This is a genomic window from Chryseobacterium wanjuense, assembly GCF_900111495.1.
GTDB lineage: Bacteria > Bacteroidota > Bacteroidia > Flavobacteriales > Weeksellaceae > Chryseobacterium > Chryseobacterium wanjuense.
Genome location: NZ_FOIU01000001.1, coordinates 1142786 through 1163167 on the forward strand (window position 1 = coordinate 1142786; position 20382 = coordinate 1163167).

General features: G+C 33.5%; 16 protein-coding genes. 9 read left to right on the forward strand and 7 right to left on the reverse strand.

All coding sequences use genetic code 11. The features are described from left to right. Positions 1 to 610: 610 nt before the first annotated feature. The 3 genes from BMX24_RS05180 to BMX24_RS05190 all read left to right on the forward strand — a co-directional run bounded on the left by BMX24_RS05180 (position 611) and on the right by BMX24_RS05190 (position 3983). A complete protein-coding gene (locus tag BMX24_RS05180; protein WP_170835662.1) occupies positions 611 to 865 on the forward strand; it encodes a helix-turn-helix domain-containing protein in 255 nt (84 codons plus the stop codon). A gap of 221 nt (positions 866 to 1086) precedes the next feature. Continuing rightward, complete coding sequence (locus BMX24_RS05185; protein ID WP_089790988.1) at positions 1087 to 2475, forward strand: hypothetical protein; 1389 nt, start codon at positions 1087 to 1089, stop codon at positions 2473 to 2475. A 308-nt stretch (positions 2476 to 2783) separates the two neighbouring features. Beyond that, a complete protein-coding gene (locus BMX24_RS05190; protein ID WP_089790989.1) occupies positions 2784 to 3983 on the forward strand; it encodes a tail fiber domain-containing protein in 1200 nt (399 codons plus the stop codon). Between the two features lie 758 nt (positions 3984 to 4741). Here the strand turns inward: BMX24_RS05190 and BMX24_RS05195 are convergent. Continuing rightward, entirely contained in the window at positions 4742 to 5104 is a 363-nt protein-coding gene (locus BMX24_RS05195; protein ID WP_089790990.1) for a hypothetical protein, read from the reverse strand. Between the two features lie 301 nt (positions 5105 to 5405). On the opposite strand from BMX24_RS05195, the gene BMX24_RS05200 reads away from it, so the two are divergent. Together BMX24_RS05200 and BMX24_RS05205 are read left to right on the forward strand one after the other, a co-directional pair. Beyond that, entirely contained in the window at positions 5406 to 5801 is a 396-nt protein-coding gene (locus tag BMX24_RS05200) for a hypothetical protein (RefSeq protein ID WP_089790991.1), read from the forward strand. Between the two features lie 160 nt (positions 5802 to 5961). Beyond that, complete coding sequence (locus tag BMX24_RS05205; RefSeq protein ID WP_089790992.1) at positions 5962 to 6969, forward strand: hypothetical protein; 1008 nt, start codon at positions 5962 to 5964, stop codon at positions 6967 to 6969. Between the two features lie 901 nt (positions 6970 to 7870). Here BMX24_RS05205 and BMX24_RS05215 read toward each other — a convergent pair. The 6 genes from BMX24_RS05215 to BMX24_RS05240 all read right to left on the reverse strand — a co-directional run bounded on the left by BMX24_RS05215 (position 7871) and on the right by BMX24_RS05240 (position 14426). Continuing rightward, complete coding sequence (locus BMX24_RS05215; RefSeq protein ID WP_139176742.1) at positions 7871 to 8533, reverse strand: hypothetical protein; 663 nt, start codon at positions 8531 to 8533, stop codon at positions 7871 to 7873. A 226-nt stretch (positions 8534 to 8759) separates the two neighbouring features. Next, positions 8760 to 9215 (reverse strand): hypothetical protein, encoded by a 456-nt coding sequence (locus BMX24_RS05220; protein WP_089790995.1) that lies wholly within the window; start codon positions 9213 to 9215, stop codon positions 8760 to 8762. Between the two features lie 7 nt (positions 9216 to 9222). Then, positions 9223 to 9582, reverse strand: a complete 360-nt coding sequence (locus BMX24_RS05225) for a hypothetical protein (protein ID WP_089790996.1) — start codon at positions 9580 to 9582, stop codon at positions 9223 to 9225. A gap of 10 nt (positions 9583 to 9592) precedes the next feature. Next, positions 9593 to 10036: a hypothetical protein gene (locus tag BMX24_RS05230; RefSeq protein ID WP_089790997.1), complete on the reverse strand. Its 444-nt coding sequence runs from the start codon at positions 10034 to 10036 to the stop codon at positions 9593 to 9595. A gap of 2210 nt (positions 10037 to 12246) precedes the next feature. Further along, positions 12247 to 13074, reverse strand: a complete 828-nt coding sequence (gene tatC, locus BMX24_RS05235; protein ID WP_170835663.1) for a twin-arginine translocase subunit TatC — start codon at positions 13072 to 13074, stop codon at positions 12247 to 12249. A 392-nt stretch (positions 13075 to 13466) separates the two neighbouring features. After that, positions 13467 to 14426, reverse strand: coding sequence for a KpsF/GutQ family sugar-phosphate isomerase (locus tag BMX24_RS05240; protein WP_089790998.1), 960 nt, complete (start codon positions 14424 to 14426; stop codon positions 13467 to 13469). Between the two features lie 158 nt (positions 14427 to 14584). Here BMX24_RS05240 and recQ point away from each other — a divergent pair, with 158 nt between their 5' ends. The 4 genes from recQ to lpdA all read left to right on the forward strand — a co-directional run bounded on the left by recQ (position 14585) and on the right by lpdA (position 20343). Further along, positions 14585 to 16789, forward strand: a complete 2205-nt coding sequence (recQ, locus tag BMX24_RS05245; RefSeq protein ID WP_089790999.1) for a DNA helicase RecQ — start codon at positions 14585 to 14587, stop codon at positions 16787 to 16789. Between the two features lie 412 nt (positions 16790 to 17201). Further along, complete coding sequence (locus BMX24_RS05250) at positions 17202 to 18284, forward strand: glycosyltransferase (protein ID WP_089791000.1); 1083 nt, start codon at positions 17202 to 17204, stop codon at positions 18282 to 18284. Positions 18285 to 18361: 77 nt separating this feature from the next. Next, complete coding sequence (locus tag BMX24_RS05255; RefSeq protein WP_089791001.1) at positions 18362 to 18712, forward strand: hypothetical protein; 351 nt, start codon at positions 18362 to 18364, stop codon at positions 18710 to 18712. Positions 18713 to 18939: 227 nt separating this feature from the next. Beyond that, a complete protein-coding gene (gene lpdA, locus BMX24_RS05260) occupies positions 18940 to 20343 on the forward strand; it encodes a dihydrolipoyl dehydrogenase (protein WP_089791002.1) in 1404 nt (467 codons plus the stop codon). The last annotated feature ends 39 nt before the right edge of the window (positions 20344 to 20382 follow it).

Sequence of the window (20382 nt, forward strand, 5' to 3'; positions counted from 1 at the left end):
TAAAACCGTAAACAGTGGGGGGATGGCAGAAACATTTTGTTTCATGTGGGATAATTATGTCTTGTAATGTCAAAAAGTCGGTAAATTGAGGATTAGGCTTTCCTTGCAGAAAAAAGCACCGCAACGAATATTTTTCAATGCGGATAATCCCGACCGAACTAAATCATACTTACAAAAAGTCCTCATTGGTGCGACCCTACCGAGCAGATGCTAAATATTGGGAGGGGCAGGAATTTATTCAGGGGGATAATTATGTCTAATCAGGAAATAATCAACATTTTTAATATAAAAAATCTTAAAGGCTTCGGCTTGGGGATGCACCCGTATAAAACGTATTCAGTAGGAAACTGAAAAATATCTATTTTCAAACTCAGGAGGATAAATATATCCGAATAACAAAATTTTAATAATTATTATAACTAACATATAGACTCAACCTTAACGGTTGGGTCTTTTTTTATATCTAAACATCAACGAGACTGTCCAAAAAGGGCAGTTTTTTTTTATGTCTGTATGTCAGGTAATTGAACAGATAAATTAACAATATAACAAACAATAAATTATGAGTAATAACAGTAACAACGGTAGTAATAGCACATTACTAGTCCAAATGACAAAAGAAGAACTAATCCGAGATTTTGAGCAGGTAGTTCGTAAAGTAGTCAATCAAATGCAGGTTGAACAGCAAGCATTGAAGAATGAGAAACTGACTTATACCCGTGATGAAACTGCTGAAATTTTAAATGTTAGCTTAACAACGCTTCATAACTGGAATAAGCAGGGAGTTTTTAAGCCTTCTGCAAAGGTCGGTAAAAAAGTGTACTATTCTAAAAATGATATTCAAGCAAAACTAAAGATTAATTAAAATAATTTTATCATTTTGGGGTTGGCTTAAATCTTTTTACTCTCACAAACTGGAGAGCAGAATCTTTTTACTACTACATCGCATCTCTCTGCGTACGCATACTTTAAAAGCCTATAAACGCCCGAAAAATCAACTAAAACAATTCGTATAACAAAATCCTGAATGCATTGCAAAAAAGCCATGTACAGCCCTTGCTATGCCTTTTTTTAAACAACATTATTATGAACAAATATTATATCTTAGTACCAAAAAGCCTGAATCTTGAACAAAGATTGTCTAAATTTCCTCCTGATTTTGAACTGAGCCGAGATTATTGTCATTATTTTATCTCTGAATTGATAAAGCAGGTTTCTAATCAAAATAATTCTGACGAATTTAAAGATTTCAAAACTGCAATATCTCATTTTATCTCAAGATGCGCAGGAATTAATCAATCTATTTATAGAAATTCAAAACTGCACATAGATTATCTTTATCAGAACTTCGGAGGTGAAGGGAGGGTGTTGTGGAAAAATAATTACAAACCTGGCAGCTGTTATTCGTACTATTTGCCCAGACACTTTTGGGGAGATGGTGAGCTGGAACTGATTTGTATAAGTGAAAAAACTTTGGTTGATAAGGTTAAAAGGCTTAACAAACCTCAGATTGATAATACTGTCAGAAAACATCTTAACTTTACATTGCAGTACTTTGATACTAATCGTATCGAATTAGATGCAGAATCAGCTTTAAATGAACTGTATCAAGACTATGGGCGGACAGGAGATTATGCGAAATACTTGAAAAATGCAGTCATGATAATGAATCTTAAAAATGAGGGATATAACTTTCATTACAATCCTGAAACGGACGGGAGGTTACATACAGCATTATCACAGTTTCCTAAGATAGGTCGAAAATATCTAAAATATGACGGGGAACACATAGCCGAAGTCGATTTATCATCTTCAGTACCTTTTTTCCTGTCTTATTTACTTTCACTACCTACATCTAGTAAATCCGCCACACTATCCGTACAGTTACCATACAGTGAAAACATATTATACCATTATATGCTAGTAGAATCTTTGGTAAGTCCCTCTGTCAGGGAGATAGCGGATTTCAGGCAACTTGTCCTAAATAACAAACTTTATGGGGAGTTTATGATAAGTTTTACAGGCTTACAAAACTTTGATTTTGGTTTTAAAAATATGTTTGGAAGAGCATTTGACGGTGATGAGGAAGAGTTAAGAAAGTATACTAAAAAAAGATTCTTATCGATGCTCTTTGCTAGTCCTGGCGAATACATGCAGGAACAAGCTGTATTTTATCGTAAATTCCCGACGATACACCAACTTATCAAAAAATTTAAACAGTCGAAATTTCGGGGTGTTCCAAGGTCTGAAAGGCACAAAAGGTTTTCACATTTATTGTTTCAGTTAGAATCTCATTTTATGCTGAATATTATTGCACGGGAAATAAACAACAGATTTAGAAGAACGATACCATTTTTTACACTTCATGATTGTTTAATGGTCAGAGAATCTGATTTAGAACAAGTTTATGAATTGATGCATGAAATATTTGTCCGTGAGATTGGGTATGCTCCAAATATGATTAAAAAGGTTTGAAGATAAGGATTGTATCTAAGATAATCCTGTAACTGGCTACATAGGTTTAGATATTGTTAAAAATAATTATTATTATTTTAATATACTCTAAATATTATGATAATTTTTATTAGTATTCGCAATTGTATTATTTTTTTTTTGTTAACTTTGATATGAAAATTAAAAAAGCCAAACATGAAAACATTCTTCTTTTCTTTATTAGACTAAAAGTACATTTCCTATGAAAATTCACTCAATTTTAGATATCCCTCTAACTACTATAAGTAAGATGATTATAAACACACAAAAGAACAAAAAAAATCAAAAAAATGAAAAACACACTTTTTACATTAGTAGCTATCACTTTTTCAAGTTTAGCTTATTCACAAATCGGTATTAATACCCCAAATCCGCAAGGGGTTTTTCATATTGACGGAGCCAAGGATAATCCTGTAACAGGAGTTCCCAGTGCAACCCAACAAGCGAATGACATTACGGTGCTTAATTCAGGTTTTGTGGGTATAGGTACTACATTACCTAAACAAAAATTACACATTACTGAACTCAATACTACGAGTGGAATACTTAATAGTTTTGTTTCAGGAATAGCATTAACAGGAATTGGGTATGGTTTTGACGGTAGCGGACCAGGTTTTTATCTTGAGAATACGAATGCCCCAGTCGGACAAAGATTATTAAAACTTAATTATTCTCTAAATTCAACTGAACCTGTTTTAAATTTTCAAGGAGTAAGTGATGATGCTGGAAGTGTTGGAGCTCAAATGTTGTCTATAACACGTTCTGGAAAATTGGGGATAAATTCCGTAAATAACCCCCAAAATAATCTTACCGTAAATGGTAATGCTTCAGTAGGTAATGCTTATACCAATGTTGTTGCACCTATAAATGGGGCAGTTATACAGGGAAATGTAGGAATAGGAACAGCCGCCCCCAACAGCAAGCTTGATTTGGGAACTTCTTTAGGAACTAACGAGACTGATTTTGCAGGAAAAAAACTTGCAGTTTATAATAATGCTGGAGGCACCGATTTTTATGGATTAGGAATCAGTTCAGGACTTCTTCAGTTTCACGCAGCTTCTACTGCTGCGGAAGCGCCGAGTATGGTTCTTACAAGTGGCGGAAATGTCGGCATAGGTACAAACTCCCCGTCACAAAAGCTACATGTAATTGGAAATATTCTTGCATCAGGTACAATTACTCCTTCCGATATAAGGATTAAAAAAGATATTACTGATAATGTCTATGGTTTAAAACAAATTCTAACCCTAAGAACTATTAATTATAAATATAAAAATGAAGAATTGGGTAAAGATAAAAAAATAGGATTTATTGCTCAAGAAGTAAAAGCTACAATGCCTGAACTCATAATTACTGCAAATGATGAGATGAACACACTCGGAGTTAATTATGCTGAAATTACAGTAGTCCTTACAAAAGCTATACAGGAACAGCAAAAAGAAATAGAATTTTTAAAAAAAGAGATAGAAATTTTAAAAAAAGCTAAATAAAAATACTAAATAGCTCACAATACTGTTAATTTTGACACTATCCCACTAATGTGTAAGTTAAAAGGTTAGGCTTGGATTTTATAATCTGAGTCTTTTTTCAAAAATAAGAATAATTGGTTTAAAACAATTCCCCATTTTTGAATAGACATTGTCCATTTTTAGAAGCTTCTTTAGGTTATTAAAAACTGAAAAAATATTAATAAAAACTGTTGGAAATTTATTTTTAGTTAACTTTATCAAACCCGATTAAATAAGATAATATCTTCATTATTGTTACAATTTATTTGTGGTAATATTGTTTTAAAGATGGAGGTTGTTGAAAAAGGTAGGGAAATCAAGTCTTACTGTCTTATTTACTCGTTATACCCTCAAATACGTATACGTCAGCTAAAGAGTGTTGCACTATGCAGATAGCTAGCACAGACCCAGGATAATCAAGTGTGAAATTTTATAGTAAATGCTGAATTAGTATTATTTTTTATTTAAATAGTGAAATTCATGTGTTTTTCTGGCAAAATCTGAAAAATTGGTAAATTGATTTGAATAATAAGTTACATATTTTCAAAAAGAATTTAATTTTTTTATTACTTTGTGTTTAGAAGGTCCTCCCTTTTTGAAAACTTTTTTATAATCAAGACCAATGCAATTGCATTGGTCTTGTTACTTTCAACTCAAAATCTGGGACTTTGCAGAATATTTACTCATAATTCTTAAAAAGAAGTAATTCTATAAAAAGATTAATAAAATCAAAGACTTACTTATTGTTGTACTTTTTTAAAATTACCTGGGTATCTATATGGAGAGACTGATTGTAAAAATAATGATGATTCGGAAATATTTTGAATCGTATAACTGGCTCCAAGATTTTCCATATAAATCTCTAATTCATAGCCACTAGGTCCAGGGTTTTGAATTTCATATTGCTTAAAAACTCCACTATTATATAGAGCCCCATCTGCTCTAAACATTTCCAATTTTCCTTCGGCAGGGAATGATGGATTAATGTTATATTGAAAATGCCAGGTGTCGCCAACTTGAACATTAAAATAAGCAGGTTCATATCCAGTGACAAATTCCCAAATACCTTGTAAATTCTTTTGAGGTAGAATTATTTTTTCCATAGTTTGTAGATTTAAAGATTTTTTTAAAACTCATTATTGAGTGATATAAATATATAACATTTTCTTATTTCAGAAAGATTTTTCTTTGGTAAGTCTTAAAAAGCCTGATAAAACTAGTTATGTTCTTATTTAAAAAATGAAAAAAAGGGAAGAAATGATTTAAGCAAAACGCCTTACGAAATTTGATAACGAATTTATTATCTTCTAAAATATTAAAAAAAGTATAATAATTAATTAAAAATATTCGTAATTTTATATAATATTAACATACACATGAAACAACTGAAAATAATTTATTGCCATGAAACATTTACTTTTACTAACCATTTTAGGGCTGACTGCCCTTACAGTAACAGCATGTAAACAGCCTGGTAAGGTGAAAGCCTTTACAGCTGAAAACTCAGTGAATACCGATAATATTGTTAAAAGTGTTTATACTGATGATGAATTTGGAGAAAGTGATATGGAAGTTACGATTAATCACAGTAAAAATACAGCAACTATACATCTGGAAGGACAAACATATCAACTCAAAAAAAGTAATGATTTGCCTAATTACACAGCTGAAAATGACGAATATAGATATACAGATATCAATGGTGAGATAACTCTTTTGAGAAAAGATTTTGATATGGTTGTTTTTCATCATGAAAGAGAGCCTGATGGACAAAAAACAAGTAAAATGAGTTTGTATTAAATTTATTTTTTTTCTCATCTATAATGATTTTTGTTTTTTTTACTACTGTATTACTACTTATTATTTAAATTAACAATATGGCTCTAAGCTACTTAAATGATTCAGTAGAATTGAAGTAATAATTAAAATTTACGATTCTAACTAACACACACTTAAGACAATGAAAAAATATTTTATTACACTATTAGCAATGCTTTTATCAAACACTGCTTTTTCTCAAGTGGGAATTTATACACCTAATCCGCAAGGTATTTTGCACATAGATGGGGCAAAAGATAATCCTATAATGGCTATTCCTAATGGAATACAAGCTGCAAATGATGTTGTGATTACTAGTACGGGGAATGTAGGAATTGGAACAATAAATCCAAATGGAGCTTTACAATTTAGGAATAATGAAAATAGCCGCAAAATAGTTTTATATCAAAACGCTGTTAATAATGACCATCAGTTTTACGGTTTTGGTGTTAATTCAGGGATATTACGATATCAAGTAAATAGCATTGCAAGCAGTCATGTTTTCTATGCTGGTGCAAATGATACTACCTCTAATGAATTAATGCGGATAAAAGGTAATGGTAATGTAGGAATTGGAACTGACACTCCTAATTCAAAATTAGAATTAAATTCAGGAACAAGTAATGTTTCTGGACTTACCTTTACTAATCTAACCTCAGCAAGCCCTGTTTCTAATGGGGCAACACTCGGGGTGAATGCAGAAGGAGAAGTAGTTACAGTTCAAGGTTCTTCTTTTACCCCTGCATTTGGGAGGCTTGTTTTATCTGGAGGAACTATAGCGATTCCTCTCACTGCTCCTAATTATAATATATTAAGTGTTGAAATAACTGAACCAGGTACTTATCAAATTAATTATACTGTGAGAGGTCAAATGTTAAACACAGGGGGAAATACTAGTGGGCAAGGATTTGCGACTGCGTTTCTTAGTACTGCTCCAACAGCAGGCACTATAATTTCAAATACAGAAATTTTAATATACAATGTTAGTACAGTACAAGATGGTGGGTCAGCTACAGGAATGTTTATTACAACTATAAATACTCCTACGACTTATTATCTAGGTGTTAGAGCTGGTGGTATTGGGGATGCACAAATAATAAATAACAGTAATGGAAGGACTTCTATTTCTTATATTAAGCTTTCGCCTTAATAATAATTTGATTGCCATTTCATTCAGAAAAAAAAGCAAAATTTTATAAATGAAGTAAATCCTATTAATTGAATAATTTTTTCAAAAAATAGTTACAAGTTTGTATAATAGATTATTAATAATTGTACTATTATTTAATTTTATTGCTAGCTTTTTTATCTGAGTATATAAATATGAGCATGTGATTTATTAATGAGTTTAAAGAATAGGTTAGAATTGATGTTTAACTTCTTGTTAGAGTGTTTCGACGAGGTAAATATTATAGATAGTCTCGCCACTCAGGAAATCCGCGGGGAAGAAAAAACAGATATTGAGCTAGGCAAAAGTCCCCATTATTGGCGGGAAATAAAAAACAGTAAATCATCTAGCTATTATTATGACCTAAGAAAAAGTTATAACAACCTACTAAGAAAGTATAACCTAGATACCATAAAATTGGAGTTACGGGATTTACTTGTGGCTAAGTTTCAAAGTTTGATAGGGGGTAGTAGAGATGTGGAGTGATTGAGGGTGAAAAAGGACAAAATCGGTCTATATATTAAGAGTAATTTGTACTGTAAATAAAAAAGATTGGCTTTACCTTGATGTTGTGATAAAGCCAATCGTTTATTAATTTGATTTTTTACTTTTAAACAAAATGTAAATAAGTAAAACTATCCAAATGCAAAATATTGAATAATGCAAATAATTTGCAGATTCAAGAACGTTAATATTATATTTAAAAATAAAAAATATTAATACTAACAAGGATAGTATTACAATACTAACAAGGATAATTTTAAAATTTGAACTTATACCACTATCATTATTTTTTTTCTTTTTCCACTGCTTATACAATATGAAAAAAGTAATTAACGATAAAATTGTTTGTATGTAAATTATACCTGACTCCATTATTTTATTATTTATGACATCTAACTGCTTGAGCTACAGTTGAAGCATAATAACCTGCTGTACTAACGGCCCCAATTGCTGCACCAACACCTGTTGGAGAAAATATTGCTGTTGCGGCTGCTGAAAGACCAGTATCTAAAACTCCTGCTGCAACACCCCATCCGCAACCTTTTGGATTAATAATTGAAACTAAAGCCCCAAATATCAATTTACTTCCAGATGATGCAGTTGAATTATAAATTTCTGCTTCATTTGCAATTGCTTCTTGGAGTACTTCTCTATCGGTTTTTGAAATCAATTCTCTATTTTCAATAAATACGTTTAAAAAATCTACTGTAGCATTTTTATCAATACCAAAATAATTTTGAAAAACTTCGCCCATTTCTTCAGGTGTTACGTGTTCAGATTTGAAAACAATTCCTTTCTCGAGGTCATCTTTAAATCTTTGTTCATTTGTTTCAATTATATAATCATCAAGCATAATTTTTGAAGATGCTATAACAATTTTTTTTGCAAGATTTTCAACTTCTAAGTTATAAGATTTGTTTGAAGAGTTTAGATTATTGTTTTCTAAATTGGTTTTTTGTACTAAATCTTCTTCATTGTTAGCATTTGTACATGAGTTCATTGTAATTGAAATAACACAAATGCTTAATAAAATCTTTCTCATTTTTAAATAATTTTTAATTTGTTTTTTATAATGTTTAAATAATTGTGATTGGTTTGTTTAAATTTTGCAAATAATTACCAAACCTTAAATTACTTGCTTGAATGCCCTAAGACTCTCATTATTTCACGAATTTAAAAAATTTATAATATAAATCAAAATATTTCTTTGATTATTGAATTATTTGATATTGCGAAGATATAGGTTCAAAGCGACAAAACTTGACGTATTATATTTTCATTTTTACCAAGTCAAACCATGTTCCGTTACTGTTATCTTTCCACTGAATCTGAGTTGCTGAAACTTTCCTGAACTCAAAACTTTGTGTTGTGGTTGTGATGTTGTATTTTACGGTAAAGTTATATTGTGTACCACTGTTAACGGTTTCATCAACACTTCCACCGTTAGGAGTTGATTTGATTGTTCCCGTCATGCTTTGTTCGCTTACACCTGTTACTAGTAATATAAAATCATCTGCTGTAAACTTATACAGCTTGTTTGAAGTTGTCCCATTGGTTACGCCCCATATTCCCTGAATCCATATTGGTGGGTGAAAATATTGAGTTGTTGCAGGTTGTTGATTGTTTGGTGTAGTGTTGTCTTCATCACTGCTATTTGAACAACTTATGATTGTAAATGTTAGTGATAGTGCTACCATTGTAGCTTTGAAAGAAAGTTTTTTCATAATAATGTTATGGTTTTATGTTAATATATCTTGTTCCATCTCCTGTGAGATTCATAATCTCTAACCTGTTTTTGTTATAGGAAAAAAAGTTGAGTTTATTTTGTTTGTCTCTTATCATACAATTGATAGACGGTGTGGTAATATCGCAATAGCTATCAATCTTGAAGACATACGGAGTGGGAAATTCAGAATCTATTACGCTGATTGTGTTTTTAGATTTGTTAATGACAATCTTTGTTTTTCGTGTAGCGAGTTCTGTTACATTCATATTCTTGGTAATCTGAACCATATTGTAACTAAATGTTTTTGTCTGCGCGGATAGCTGTAATGTCATGCTTACTGTCAGACCTAATAAAATCTTTTTCATACTATGCTCATTATTCGGTGATTAAAAATGTGTTTCTTTTTTCGCTTGCTTCTGCATAACTGCCAAATACAAACATTTCTTTCTTTTTGACCCTGCCATTACGGATTTGCGCATCGGGTGAACTGAGATAGTTTGAAATTATCAGGTCTTCCATCTGTGCTTTTTCATCCTCGCTCAAATCGTGGGTTATATCTTGGATTCCTGAGACAAAGTTGGCTCGTCTTGTATCCATTCCATAATCTTCCTCAACAAGCAACCGAACGAATATGTATTGTTTTTGAGCTTTAGCGTGTGCTTCTAGCTTACGGTCAATCTCTTCAAACTGAATCCTTTCATTGGCTTTCATACGTGCCTGAATAGAATCTATGTACGGGTCGGGTTCTCTGGTGGGTTTGGATTTTTCACATGACAGTAATACTGTGAATAGCAGTGAAGAAAGCAGAATCTTTTTCATAGGCGGATGTTTTTTTATTCACCCGCCCTCCTAAAGTGATGTTGTTATTAAATGCAAAAAGCGTGAAGGACTAAACTCAATTTGCTATAGGAGGTTCTGGTAAACCATACATCACAAACAAGTTTTTGCCCAACACGCCATAAGCGAGGGCATCAACTGTTTATTCTGTGATGTATTTGAAATGTACCAGATTTCCTATAACAGAATAAAAGCTAACGCTTTATATTTTTTCGATAAAATTTGAGGTGCTAAGATAAGAATTTTTCCTTTTAGCTGGATTTAAAATGTTAGTACCATGGTCGGGCAGTAAAATTACCCCACTATAATACTATTATAAAGTACTATTTTATAGGGTATGATTATATTGGGGTAATTTTGCCTTACCTGAAACACCTCCCTACAAACGCATAAAGCACTCAAATTTCGATTGTCTTTATTTTGTAGTGTAGTGTTTGAAAATACAAAAACAAGTTAAAAAAGCCTTATTTTAGTTTTTGTATAATAGCAAAGCAGCAAGCAGGCTCGTACGACGCCATAAGATAGTCAAATTTTGACTTTCTTCCTGTTTTGGTGTTATCCCTTCGTAAGGCATAATAACGGTTTAAATGAACTTTGTTTAACGTTTGGATTTAAATCTGAGTAACAGTTTGTGTATGATGTTTCGATATGCGCGTTTTAAATAGCCAAATATCGACTTTCTTTCTGTTTTAGTATGTTGTAGGTTGTTTTGTGGATAAAATGCTCAAATTAACCTTATTTGAGGTTTTGTTATTATGTCTAGTTTTTTTTTGCGCGAAATCCGCTATCGCCCTGATACAAGATGTTTACAAAGATTCTACTAACATATAATGATATATAATAATACGGTATGTTGGTACGTTATCTTCCTTTGTACTCCCTGATAAGCTGGTAGTTAGTGAGATTAGAGAGTGTTTTTCGGGTTGGTGTGGGCAGAGCGCAGAATCTTTTTTCTGTGAGGCAGCTGTTAAAGATAACTACACTGCGATGTGTGGGTCTCTTTGGTTGGTTCGGGGCGTAGAAAAAATAGATTTTTAGCAGACATGATTTTTGTCAATATATATATCTACCTATTTACCCCAAAATGAAAAAGTCTTCCAATGAAGGAAGACCGTAAAAACACAAATGATGAAAAAAAAAATTATTTTTCGTTAAGACAAATATATCACAAATTTTCGACTTTTCAAAATATGTAAACAAAAACCATGCTGTACAGTTACAGCATGGCAAATATGAATAGTGAAAAGTGATTTCAGTAAAAGACCCCATTCTTTCTCATCATTACATTTTAAAAATAAGTGGGAACTGTCATTTGGGGTCTGTAATTAGGAATTTCAAACTTGTTTATTTCCCAACTTGTTCATATATATAGAGTGTTATTAGTGGATAGTGTAAATGTAATAAATCATTTTTATTAAACAATATTAATTTTATGTTATTGTATATTTAATTAAATGCGTAGCATAACGATTTTAATATAGTAAATTATCAATATGTTTAATAATGTGAAAAACAAAGGTAAACAGTTTGGAGAATTTGAATAGATTAATGTTTTTGCCTATGGATTTTGAATGCAGCTATATAATACTTGGGTCACTATTTACACCACCCGTCAAATTTGATGTAAAAAGTACACCCCCTATACCAAATCTCAAAATTTTCATATAGGCATCCCGACAATCCCTACTATACAAAGAGTGGATATAGGTCGATACGTTTTTTTCCAACCGCCCCTACCAACGATTTTAGGTTTTTTGACGGCTGTTTTTGATTTCCTGCGCTCCGAGTGGTTAAAAAAGTTTTTAATAGTTGATATTTTGGTTAAAAACTGCTGTGAATACTTGTATTTATGGGCTTTTTGTTGTATATTACACTACAGTGCTGACAGTGACAGCATGGATATTATTTCCCTGCATAGATTCTCTTTGATTAAAGTAAGTTCAAATAGATTAAAATATTTAGAGTCGGGAATTAATTCGGGAGCAAATATTTTTAATCAACTATAAATAAATAGATTAAATAATATTATACTAGCCCCGATTGGAACGACATCCTTTTGGGTTGCGGTCGGAGTGAAGCGGAGACCGTAACCCAAAAGATACAGTGGAAAGCGGGAAAAAGCTCCAAAAAAAATCCCGCAGAATCAATCTACGGGAATATATTTTAAATTTTAAAAAGTTTTTAACCGAAAATTATTTCTGTACAGCCGGTAAATTCCCCGCCGCTTTCTGAACTTTTTTATACGTGTAAGAACACATCAAAATACTGAATTCATACAATAAAAGCAACGGAAAAGCCGCCATCATCATACTCAAAACATCGGCAGGAGTGATGATTGCAGCTACAACCATGATTAAAACAATCGCATGACGACGGTATGTTCTCATAAACATTGGCGTCAAAATCCCGATTGTTGTCAGGAAATAAATAAGGATCGGAAAAAGGAAAATGACTCCCATACCCAAAACGACCTGTAAAAATAATGTTGTATAATCGCTCAAATCGTAAAGCGGAATGATAATGTCTGAAATTTTAAAAATAACTCCAAAATTAACGGCAAAAGGAAGGATTAAAAAATATCCGCATAAAACTCCTGTCATGAATAAAATCCAAACAGAATTGATAATAAAGATTGAATTTTTTCTTTCTTTTGGATGCAAAGCCGGGCTGATAAATCTCCACAATTCCCAAACAAGATAAGGAAAAGCAGCTACAATACCACCGAAAATGGAAACCGCCATCATCACATTAAACTGCTGATACAGTTTACTCGCCCTTACCGGAAAATCCTTCGGAAGATGAATGCTGTTTTCTCCCAAAACCATTCTGGAAAAGTGATTGACAAGCTCGAAAGTCGGAAAATCGTTTCTCGTGGGACCAAAAAAAATATGATCCATAATCCAGTTGATATTAAAACCAATAGCAACAGCCGCAATTATAATAGCAATAATCGAGCGGATGAGGTGACCTCTTAATTCCCCAATATGTCCCCAAAAAGACATGTCTTTACCTTCACTCACAGGATGAAATTTTTAAGGCTCAAATTTATGAAAAAAGTTTCAGTAAAGTGGTTTAAAGTTTTTTTGGTTTTGGGTTTAAAGTTTTGAGTTTAGGGTTTTGAGTTTGAAGTTTAGAGTTTAAGTTATAATTAAACAGATGCTTCGACGGAGCTCAGCATGACATCTCTAATACTAACTGTTTTATTTTAACAGCCAGTGTCATGCTAGGGTTCTCGAAACATTTATATATATTATTAAAGAACTTTCAGCCTCACAGTGAAATTTATCAGTACAACATATCTACTAACTGTTTTATTTTAACAGCCAATTTGTAGCGGTGTCATGCTGAGCTCCGTCGAAGCATTTATACATAATTATTAAAAACCTCCAGCTCCCAGCTTCATCCTTCCAGCCTAATTTATCCCCTCATCCAACAACTTATGCAGGTCGATAATTCCGAAATATTTTCCGTCTTCCGTTACGACAAGCTGTCCGATGTTATTTTCTTTTAAAATTTTCATGGCTTCTTTTGCCAGAGCGGTTCTTTCAATCGTTTTCGGACGTGCAGACATGATGTCTTTTGCCAGTACTTTTGATATATCATCGCCTTTCATCAGCATTCTTCTTAAATCTCCGTCGGTGATAACGCCGATAATTTCATCTTCATTCGTCACGACCGTGATTCCGTGTCTTGAACCGCTGATGGAGATAATTACGTCTTTAACGGTGTCATTTTCAGTTACCTGAGGCTTTTGAGAAGAAAGGAAGTCGTCAACTTTAGAAATTAAATTTTTGCCCAAGCTTCCACCCGGATGGAATTTCGCAAAATCATTGGCTTTAAAATCATTCATTTCCATCAGAGTTACCGCCAAAGCATCTCCCAGAGCCATCTGTAAGGTTGTTGAGCTTGTAGGAGCGAGTTTGTTCGGGCACGCTTCCATATCGACATGAGTATCTAAAATAACTTCTGAAAATTCGGCAAGTTTGCTGTTTTTATTTCCGGTCATTCCGATCAAAGCTGAAGAATAATCTTTCAGATAAGGAACGAGGTTTACAATTTCCGGCGAGTTTCCCGAATTTGAAATGCACAGCACTACATCCTGTCTCTGGATCACCCCCAAATCTCCGTGAATGGCTTCTGAAGCGTGAAGGAATTGAGATGGCGTACCTGTTGAGTTCAACGTTGCTACGATTTTATTAGCGACATGAGCAGATTTTCCGATTCCTACAACAATTAATTTTCCTTTTGCGGAATGTATAATTTCTACAGCCTTTACAAATTGGTCGTCAAGTCTGTTTTTTAGCTTTTCAAGTTCTGAAATCTCTATTTCTAAGGTAGTTTTCGCGATTGAAATGATGTTGGCTCTTTCCATTTTACTTTTATAGGCTATACAAAAAATCTCTTAAATAATGTTATATTTTAAAAAGAATATTTAATATAAATTTTATTTTTAATAAATTCGTTCGCTTTTATTATAAGCAAAAATTTTATAACTTTGGATAAGATGCAAATTTAGCAATAGAAAATTAGATGAGCGCAAAAAAAGCCAATTTATCAGGCGAATTGAAAAAATATTTCGGGTTTTCTACTTTCAAGGGTCAGCAAGAGCAAATCATAGAAAACCTGTTAGAAGGAAAGGATATATTTGTCTTGATGCCGACTGGAGGAGGTAAATCCCTATGCTATCAGCTTCCGGCACTTATATCCGAAGGGACAGCAATCGTAGTTTCGCCTTTAATAGCGTTAATGAAGAATCAGGTAGATGCGGTAAACGGTCTTTCATCTGATGACGGGGTGGCACACGTTTTAAATTCATCATTAAATAAAACACAGACAAAACAGGTTTTCGACGACATCAAAAGCGGGAAAACAAAGCTTCTCTATGTAGCTCCGGAATCATTGATTAAGGATGATTATTTAGAGTTTTTAAAGGAAGTGAAAATTTCTTTCTTTGCGATTGACGAGGCACACTGTATTTCAGAATGGGGTCACGATTTCCGGCCGGAATACAGGAATCTGAAATTAATTATTGATAAAATTGCCGATGTTCCGGTGATTGCCTTAACGGCTACCGCGACTCCTAAAGTTCAGGATGATATCCAGAAAACTCTGGGGATGGCCAATGCTTTGGTTTTTAAAGAAAGTTTCAACAGACCGAATCTCTATTATGAGGTACGTCCGAAAGTGAATGTAGATAAGGAGATTGTTAAATTTATCAATCAACATAAAACTAAATCAGGAATTGTTTACTGTTTAAGCCGAAGAAAGGTTGAAGAATTTGCTCAGCTTTTACAGGTGAACGGAATTAATGCTTTACCTTATCACGCAGGTCTTGACCAAAAAGTAAGGATCACAAACCAGGACAAATTTCTAATGGAGGAAGTGGATGTCATTGTAGCAACCATCGCCTTCGGAATGGGAATTGACAAACCGGATGTCCGTTTTGTGATTCACTACGATTTCCCGAAATCTCTGGAAAGTTATTACCAGGAAACAGGTCGTGCAGGCCGTGATGGCGGAGAAGGGCATTGTCTGGCTTTCTACGATCCGAAAGATATTGAAAAATTAGAAAAATTCCTGGCTCAAAAACCTGTTTCCGAAAGAGAAATCGGGTTGCAGCTTTTAAATGAAGTGGTAGGATATGCCGAAACTTCGATGAGCAGAAGGCAGTATATTTTGTATTATTTCGGTGAAAATTTTGACCCGGTCAATGGAGATGGAGCGAAGATGTGCGACAATTCTTCGAATCCTCCAAAACTGAAAGATGCCACCGATGATCTTAAAAAAGTGTTGGAGCTGATTAAAGATACAGGAGAAAAATTCAAGTCTAAAGATCTGATTTCGGTGATTGCGGGAAAAGAAAACGCAGTGACGAAGTCTTATAAACTCGAACAAAGCTCTTATTTCGGTTTCGGAAAAGAGGAAAAAGATAACCACTGGAAAACGATCTTAAGACAGGCAACCGTGCAGAATTTCTTACAAAAAGATATTGAAACATATGGTGTTTTAAAGATCGCTGAAAAGGGTAAATTGGTATTGGATGGTAAGCTTGAACATTCGTTTTTAATTGCTGAAGACAGAGAATTTGACCTGACTCAGACCAAAGCCGAAAGTGATCAGATTCAGATGCAGTCGGCGGGCGGTTTAGACCAGAATTTATTTACTTTATTAAAGGATTTACGTAAAAAAGTTGCCAAAAAACACGGCATTCCTCCTTACACGGTCTTTATGGATCCGAGTTTGGAAGATATGACGGTTCAGTATCCCATTACGGTAGATGAAATCACAAAAATCTATGGCGTTGGAGAAGGAAAAGCAAAAAAATACGGTAAAGAATTCGCCGATTTTATCCATAAATATGTAGAAGATAACAATATCGAACGTACTCAGGATATGGTTTTGAAGCAGGTAGCGAACAAATCCAGTCATAAAGTTTTCATCATTCAGAGTACCGATAAAAAAATTGATCTTGAAGACATTGCAAGAGCCAAAAATCTTTCGATGGATGAATTGTTGAAGGAAATGGAAAGTATTGTTTATCAAGGAACTAAATTGAATATTGATTATTATATTGAAGATAATTTCGACGAAGACATCGTTGATGGTTTCATGGAATTCATGACAGAATCTGAAAGCGACAGCATGAAAGTATTGCTGGATGAATTCGGTGACGAACTTTCGGATGAAGAAGTAAGAATGTTGAGAATAAAATTCATTAGTGACGTTGCAAACTAAGAGATGAAAAAATATTTGAAGTATACATTTTATACTGCTTTATTCTTTATAGGATGTTACGTTATGATATTTTATGTTTTTAATTTTTTAGTTCAATGGTTTGTACAAGGACGGAAATAAAATAACTTTAAAAGAAATTCTTCCTAAGAGAGTTTCTTTTTTTATTAATTAATTTAACTCTAAGTAATTCTTAATTTAAAAAATAACCATAAAGTTTGTCATGCTGAAAGCATCCCAACCCAACATTTCAGGTATGTTTAGATCCTTCCAGGATGACAAACATAGTGTTAATAATAAAGTGTTCGATTTTTAATTTAAATGAAAATTTTGATCATATTTAATTGTAAGTTAAAAATCATTAATTGTAAATAGAGATTAAAGGTTAATAAAACTTTTTACTAACTTTACAGTGATGAAAAAGATTTCTGTAATTTTTATTCTGCCGGATTTGGAAACCGGAGGCGCAGAAAGGATTGTAACTACGATTGCGAATCACCTCTCCCGAGATCGATTTGAACCTAAGATTTTGCTTTTACGGAAGAAAGGAGGCTATCTCAATTTCCTTAAAAAAGATGTTGAAATTATTGACATCAATACGGAAAGAATCAGGCACTCTTTGAAGCCTATTTTAGGTGAAATCTATCGCCGGAAACCCGATATTGTCTTTTCCGGGTTTGGTGAAGTGAATGCATATTTGTCCTTATTTATCAAGCTTTTCCCAAGAACGAAATTTATTGCCCGCGAAACCAATGTCGTTTCCCAGCATGTCACACGAAAGGAAATCAAATTTTTCTATAATTTTTACAATAATTACGATAAAATCATTGCTCAGAGTGATGATATGATGCGTGATCTGACGAGAAATTTTAAGATTAAATCAGATAAAATTATCAAAATCAATAATCCAGTAGATTTCGATTTTATTGAAGAAAAAATGGCATTTTCCCCTAAGCCCGAATGTTTTAAATATAATTATAAAAATGTAGTAGCCATCGGAAACTTATCGGCCAGAAAAGGGTTTGATAATTTGTTGAAAGTTTTTGCAAGGCTTAAAAATGAAAATATTTTACTCCATATTTTAGGAGACGGAAAAGATCGTGAGGTACTGCATCAGATGAAAGATTTTTTAGGGTTAAAAAATATCGTTTTTCATGGAAGGCAGGAAAATCCGTATCAGTTTTTGAAGTACGCCGATTTATTCATTCTTTCTTCGAGGTATGAAGGGTTTCCGAACGTTTTACTGGAAGCCGGAGCCTGCGGAACATATTCGTTAGCCAACAATTGTCCGGGCGGAATCAATGAAATCATTCAGAATAATATCAACGGCGAGATTTCGGATATCGATAATCCCGAAGATTTTTCCCAGAAAATTATGAGAATTCTTCATGGAAGTTATGATAAAGATTCAATAAAAAATTCTATTAAATCACGATTTTCAAAGAATATTATTTTGGATAGATATGAGAAGGTTTTGTTGGATTTAATGAAAAAATAATGACTGAATTTGCGTTATGGACTCTTATTTTTTTACATTTGACCTTCATTAATTTTATTTAAAATCAATATTTATCAGTGAAGAAAATTCCTCAAATCGGATGTGCCTGCGAAAAGCCTTCCTCGCACTATACTGAATATAGAAGTTCTGAATTGGGCATAGATCATACCAATGGAAGATATGCGGAAGTAACTATTCAGCAATGCAAGCTTTGCCAAAGAATTTGGATTCATTATTTTGTTGAGTTTGAAAGTTTTTCCAAATCCGGAAGATGGTACAAAGGAATCGTTTCTAAAAAAGACCGTCCTAACATAACTCCTGAAAATGCTGTAGAATATTTGGAAGGCCTTGAATGGTATGTTTACGGTGGTTCTTATTTTGAAAGTACGGGAACTATTGGGCAGGGTAAAGTGAATGTTGATTTATAAATTGGCTGGAAGTCTGAAGCTGGAGGTTGGAAGATAATGTATGAATAATTAGACTTAGTGTAAATTTTTAAATTAAAATCAAAATATTCGCAATACTTTAAACTTCCATCACCCATCATCTGTCTTCCATCTCAAAAATTTGACAAATCTCACTTTCTCACGTGGTAATTAATCGTTAAATTTGTAAGAATAAAGAAAGTTAATAATAAACAAATTCATAAAATAACATGAGTCAATTCGATGTTACCGTAATCGGTTCTGGTCCTGGTGGTTATGTTGCTGCAATCCGTGCTGCACAATTAGGTTTCACAACAGCAATTATTGAAAAATATCCAACTTTGGGAGGAACTTGTCTTAACGTGGGATGTATTCCGTCAAAAGCGCTTTTGGACAGCTCTGAACATTTTGAAAACGCAAAACACAATTTTGCAGGTCACGGAATCATTATCAATGAGCCGCAAGCTGACATCGCAAGAATGATTGAGCGTAAAAACGAAGTGGTAAAACAAAATACAGATGGTATCAATTACCTGATGAACAAAAACAAAATCACTGTTTTTGAAGGAGTTGGAAGCTTCGAATCTGCTACTCAGATAAAAGTTACTAAAAACGACGGTTCTACGGAAACGATCGAATCAAAATATACCATCATCGCTACAGGTTCTAAGCCATCTTCTTTACCTTTCATCACATTGGATAAAGAAAGAGTGATCACTTCTACGGAAGCTTTGAATCTTAAAGAAATCCCTAAACATTTGGTAGTAATCGGAGGTGGAGTTATCGGTCTGGAATTAGGTTCTGTTTACCTAAGACTAGGCGCTCAGGTAACTGTTGTTGAGTTTATGGATAAAATCATTCCTACTATGGACGGAGCTTTAAGTAAAGAATTAACTAAAGTTTTGAAAAAACAAGGAATGAAATTCATGCTTTCTACGGCTGTTTCTGCAGTGGAACGAAATGGAGATTCTGTAAAAATCACAGCTAAAGATAAAAAAGGTGAAGAGGTAGTTGTAGAAGGAGATTACTGTTTGGTTTCTGTAGGGAGAAGACCTTACACAGACGGTCTTGGACTGGAAAAAGCTGGTGTAGAGCTTGATGAAAGAGGAAGAGTAAAAACAAACGATCACTTACAGACCAACGTTGCCAATATCTACGCGATCGGAGACGTGATCAAAGGTGCGATGCTGGCTCACAAAGCGGAGGAAGAAGGCGTTTTCGTTGCTGAAACTTTGGCTGGTCAAAAACCTCACATCAACTATAACTTGATTCCTGGTGTTGTGTACACTTGGCCTGAAGTTGCGGGAGTTGGTAAAACTGAAGAACAATTGAAAGAGGAAGGAGTAGCTTACAAAGTAGGTTCTTTCCCGATGAGAGCTTTGGGAAGAAGCCGTGCAAGTGGTGATGTAGATGGTTTGGTTAAAATCATTGCAGACGAAAAAACAGATGAAGTTTTAGGAATGCATATCGTAGGAGCAAGAGCTGCCGACCTTATCGCAGAAGGAGTTATCGCTATGGAATTCCGTGCAAGTGCGGAAGATATCGCAAGAAGTTCTCACGCACACCCAACGTATGCAGAAGCGATCAAAGAAGCGGCATTGGATGCTACGGCGAAAAGACCGATTCATATGTAATATTTGATTAAATATTTTAATTATATAAAAGGAAATCAT

Coding starts and splice junctions, on each gene's coding strand:
- BMX24_RS05180 (WP_170835662.1), top strand. CDS start 611: ATGACAAAAGAAGAACTAATCCGAGATTTTGAGCAGGTAGTTCGTAAA.
- BMX24_RS05185 (WP_089790988.1), top strand. CDS start 1,087: ATGAACAAATATTATATCTTAGTACCAAAAAGCCTGAATCTTGAACAA.
- BMX24_RS05190 (WP_089790989.1), top strand. CDS start 2,784: ATGAAAAACACACTTTTTACATTAGTAGCTATCACTTTTTCAAGTTTA.
- BMX24_RS05195 (WP_089790990.1), bottom strand. CDS start 5,104: ATGGAAAAAATAATTCTACCTCAAAAGAATTTACAAGGTATTTGGGAA.
- BMX24_RS05200 (WP_089790991.1), top strand. CDS start 5,406: ATGAAACATTTACTTTTACTAACCATTTTAGGGCTGACTGCCCTTACA.
- BMX24_RS05205 (WP_089790992.1), top strand. CDS start 5,962: ATGAAAAAATATTTTATTACACTATTAGCAATGCTTTTATCAAACACT.
- BMX24_RS05215 (WP_139176742.1), bottom strand. CDS start 8,533: ATGAGAAAGATTTTATTAAGCATTTGTGTTATTTCAATTACAATGAAC.
- BMX24_RS05220 (WP_089790995.1), bottom strand. CDS start 9,215: ATGAAAAAACTTTCTTTCAAAGCTACAATGGTAGCACTATCACTAACA.
- BMX24_RS05225 (WP_089790996.1), bottom strand. CDS start 9,582: ATGAAAAAGATTTTATTAGGTCTGACAGTAAGCATGACATTACAGCTA.
- BMX24_RS05230 (WP_089790997.1), bottom strand. CDS start 10,036: ATGAAAAAGATTCTGCTTTCTTCACTGCTATTCACAGTATTACTGTCA.
- BMX24_RS05240 (WP_089790998.1), bottom strand. CDS start 14,426: ATGGAAAGAGCCAACATCATTTCAATCGCGAAAACTACCTTAGAAATA.
- recQ (WP_089790999.1), top strand. CDS start 14,585: ATGAGCGCAAAAAAAGCCAATTTATCAGGCGAATTGAAAAAATATTTC.
- BMX24_RS05250 (WP_089791000.1), top strand. CDS start 17,202: ATGAAAAAGATTTCTGTAATTTTTATTCTGCCGGATTTGGAAACCGGA.
- lpdA (WP_089791002.1), top strand. CDS start 18,940: ATGAGTCAATTCGATGTTACCGTAATCGGTTCTGGTCCTGGTGGTTAT.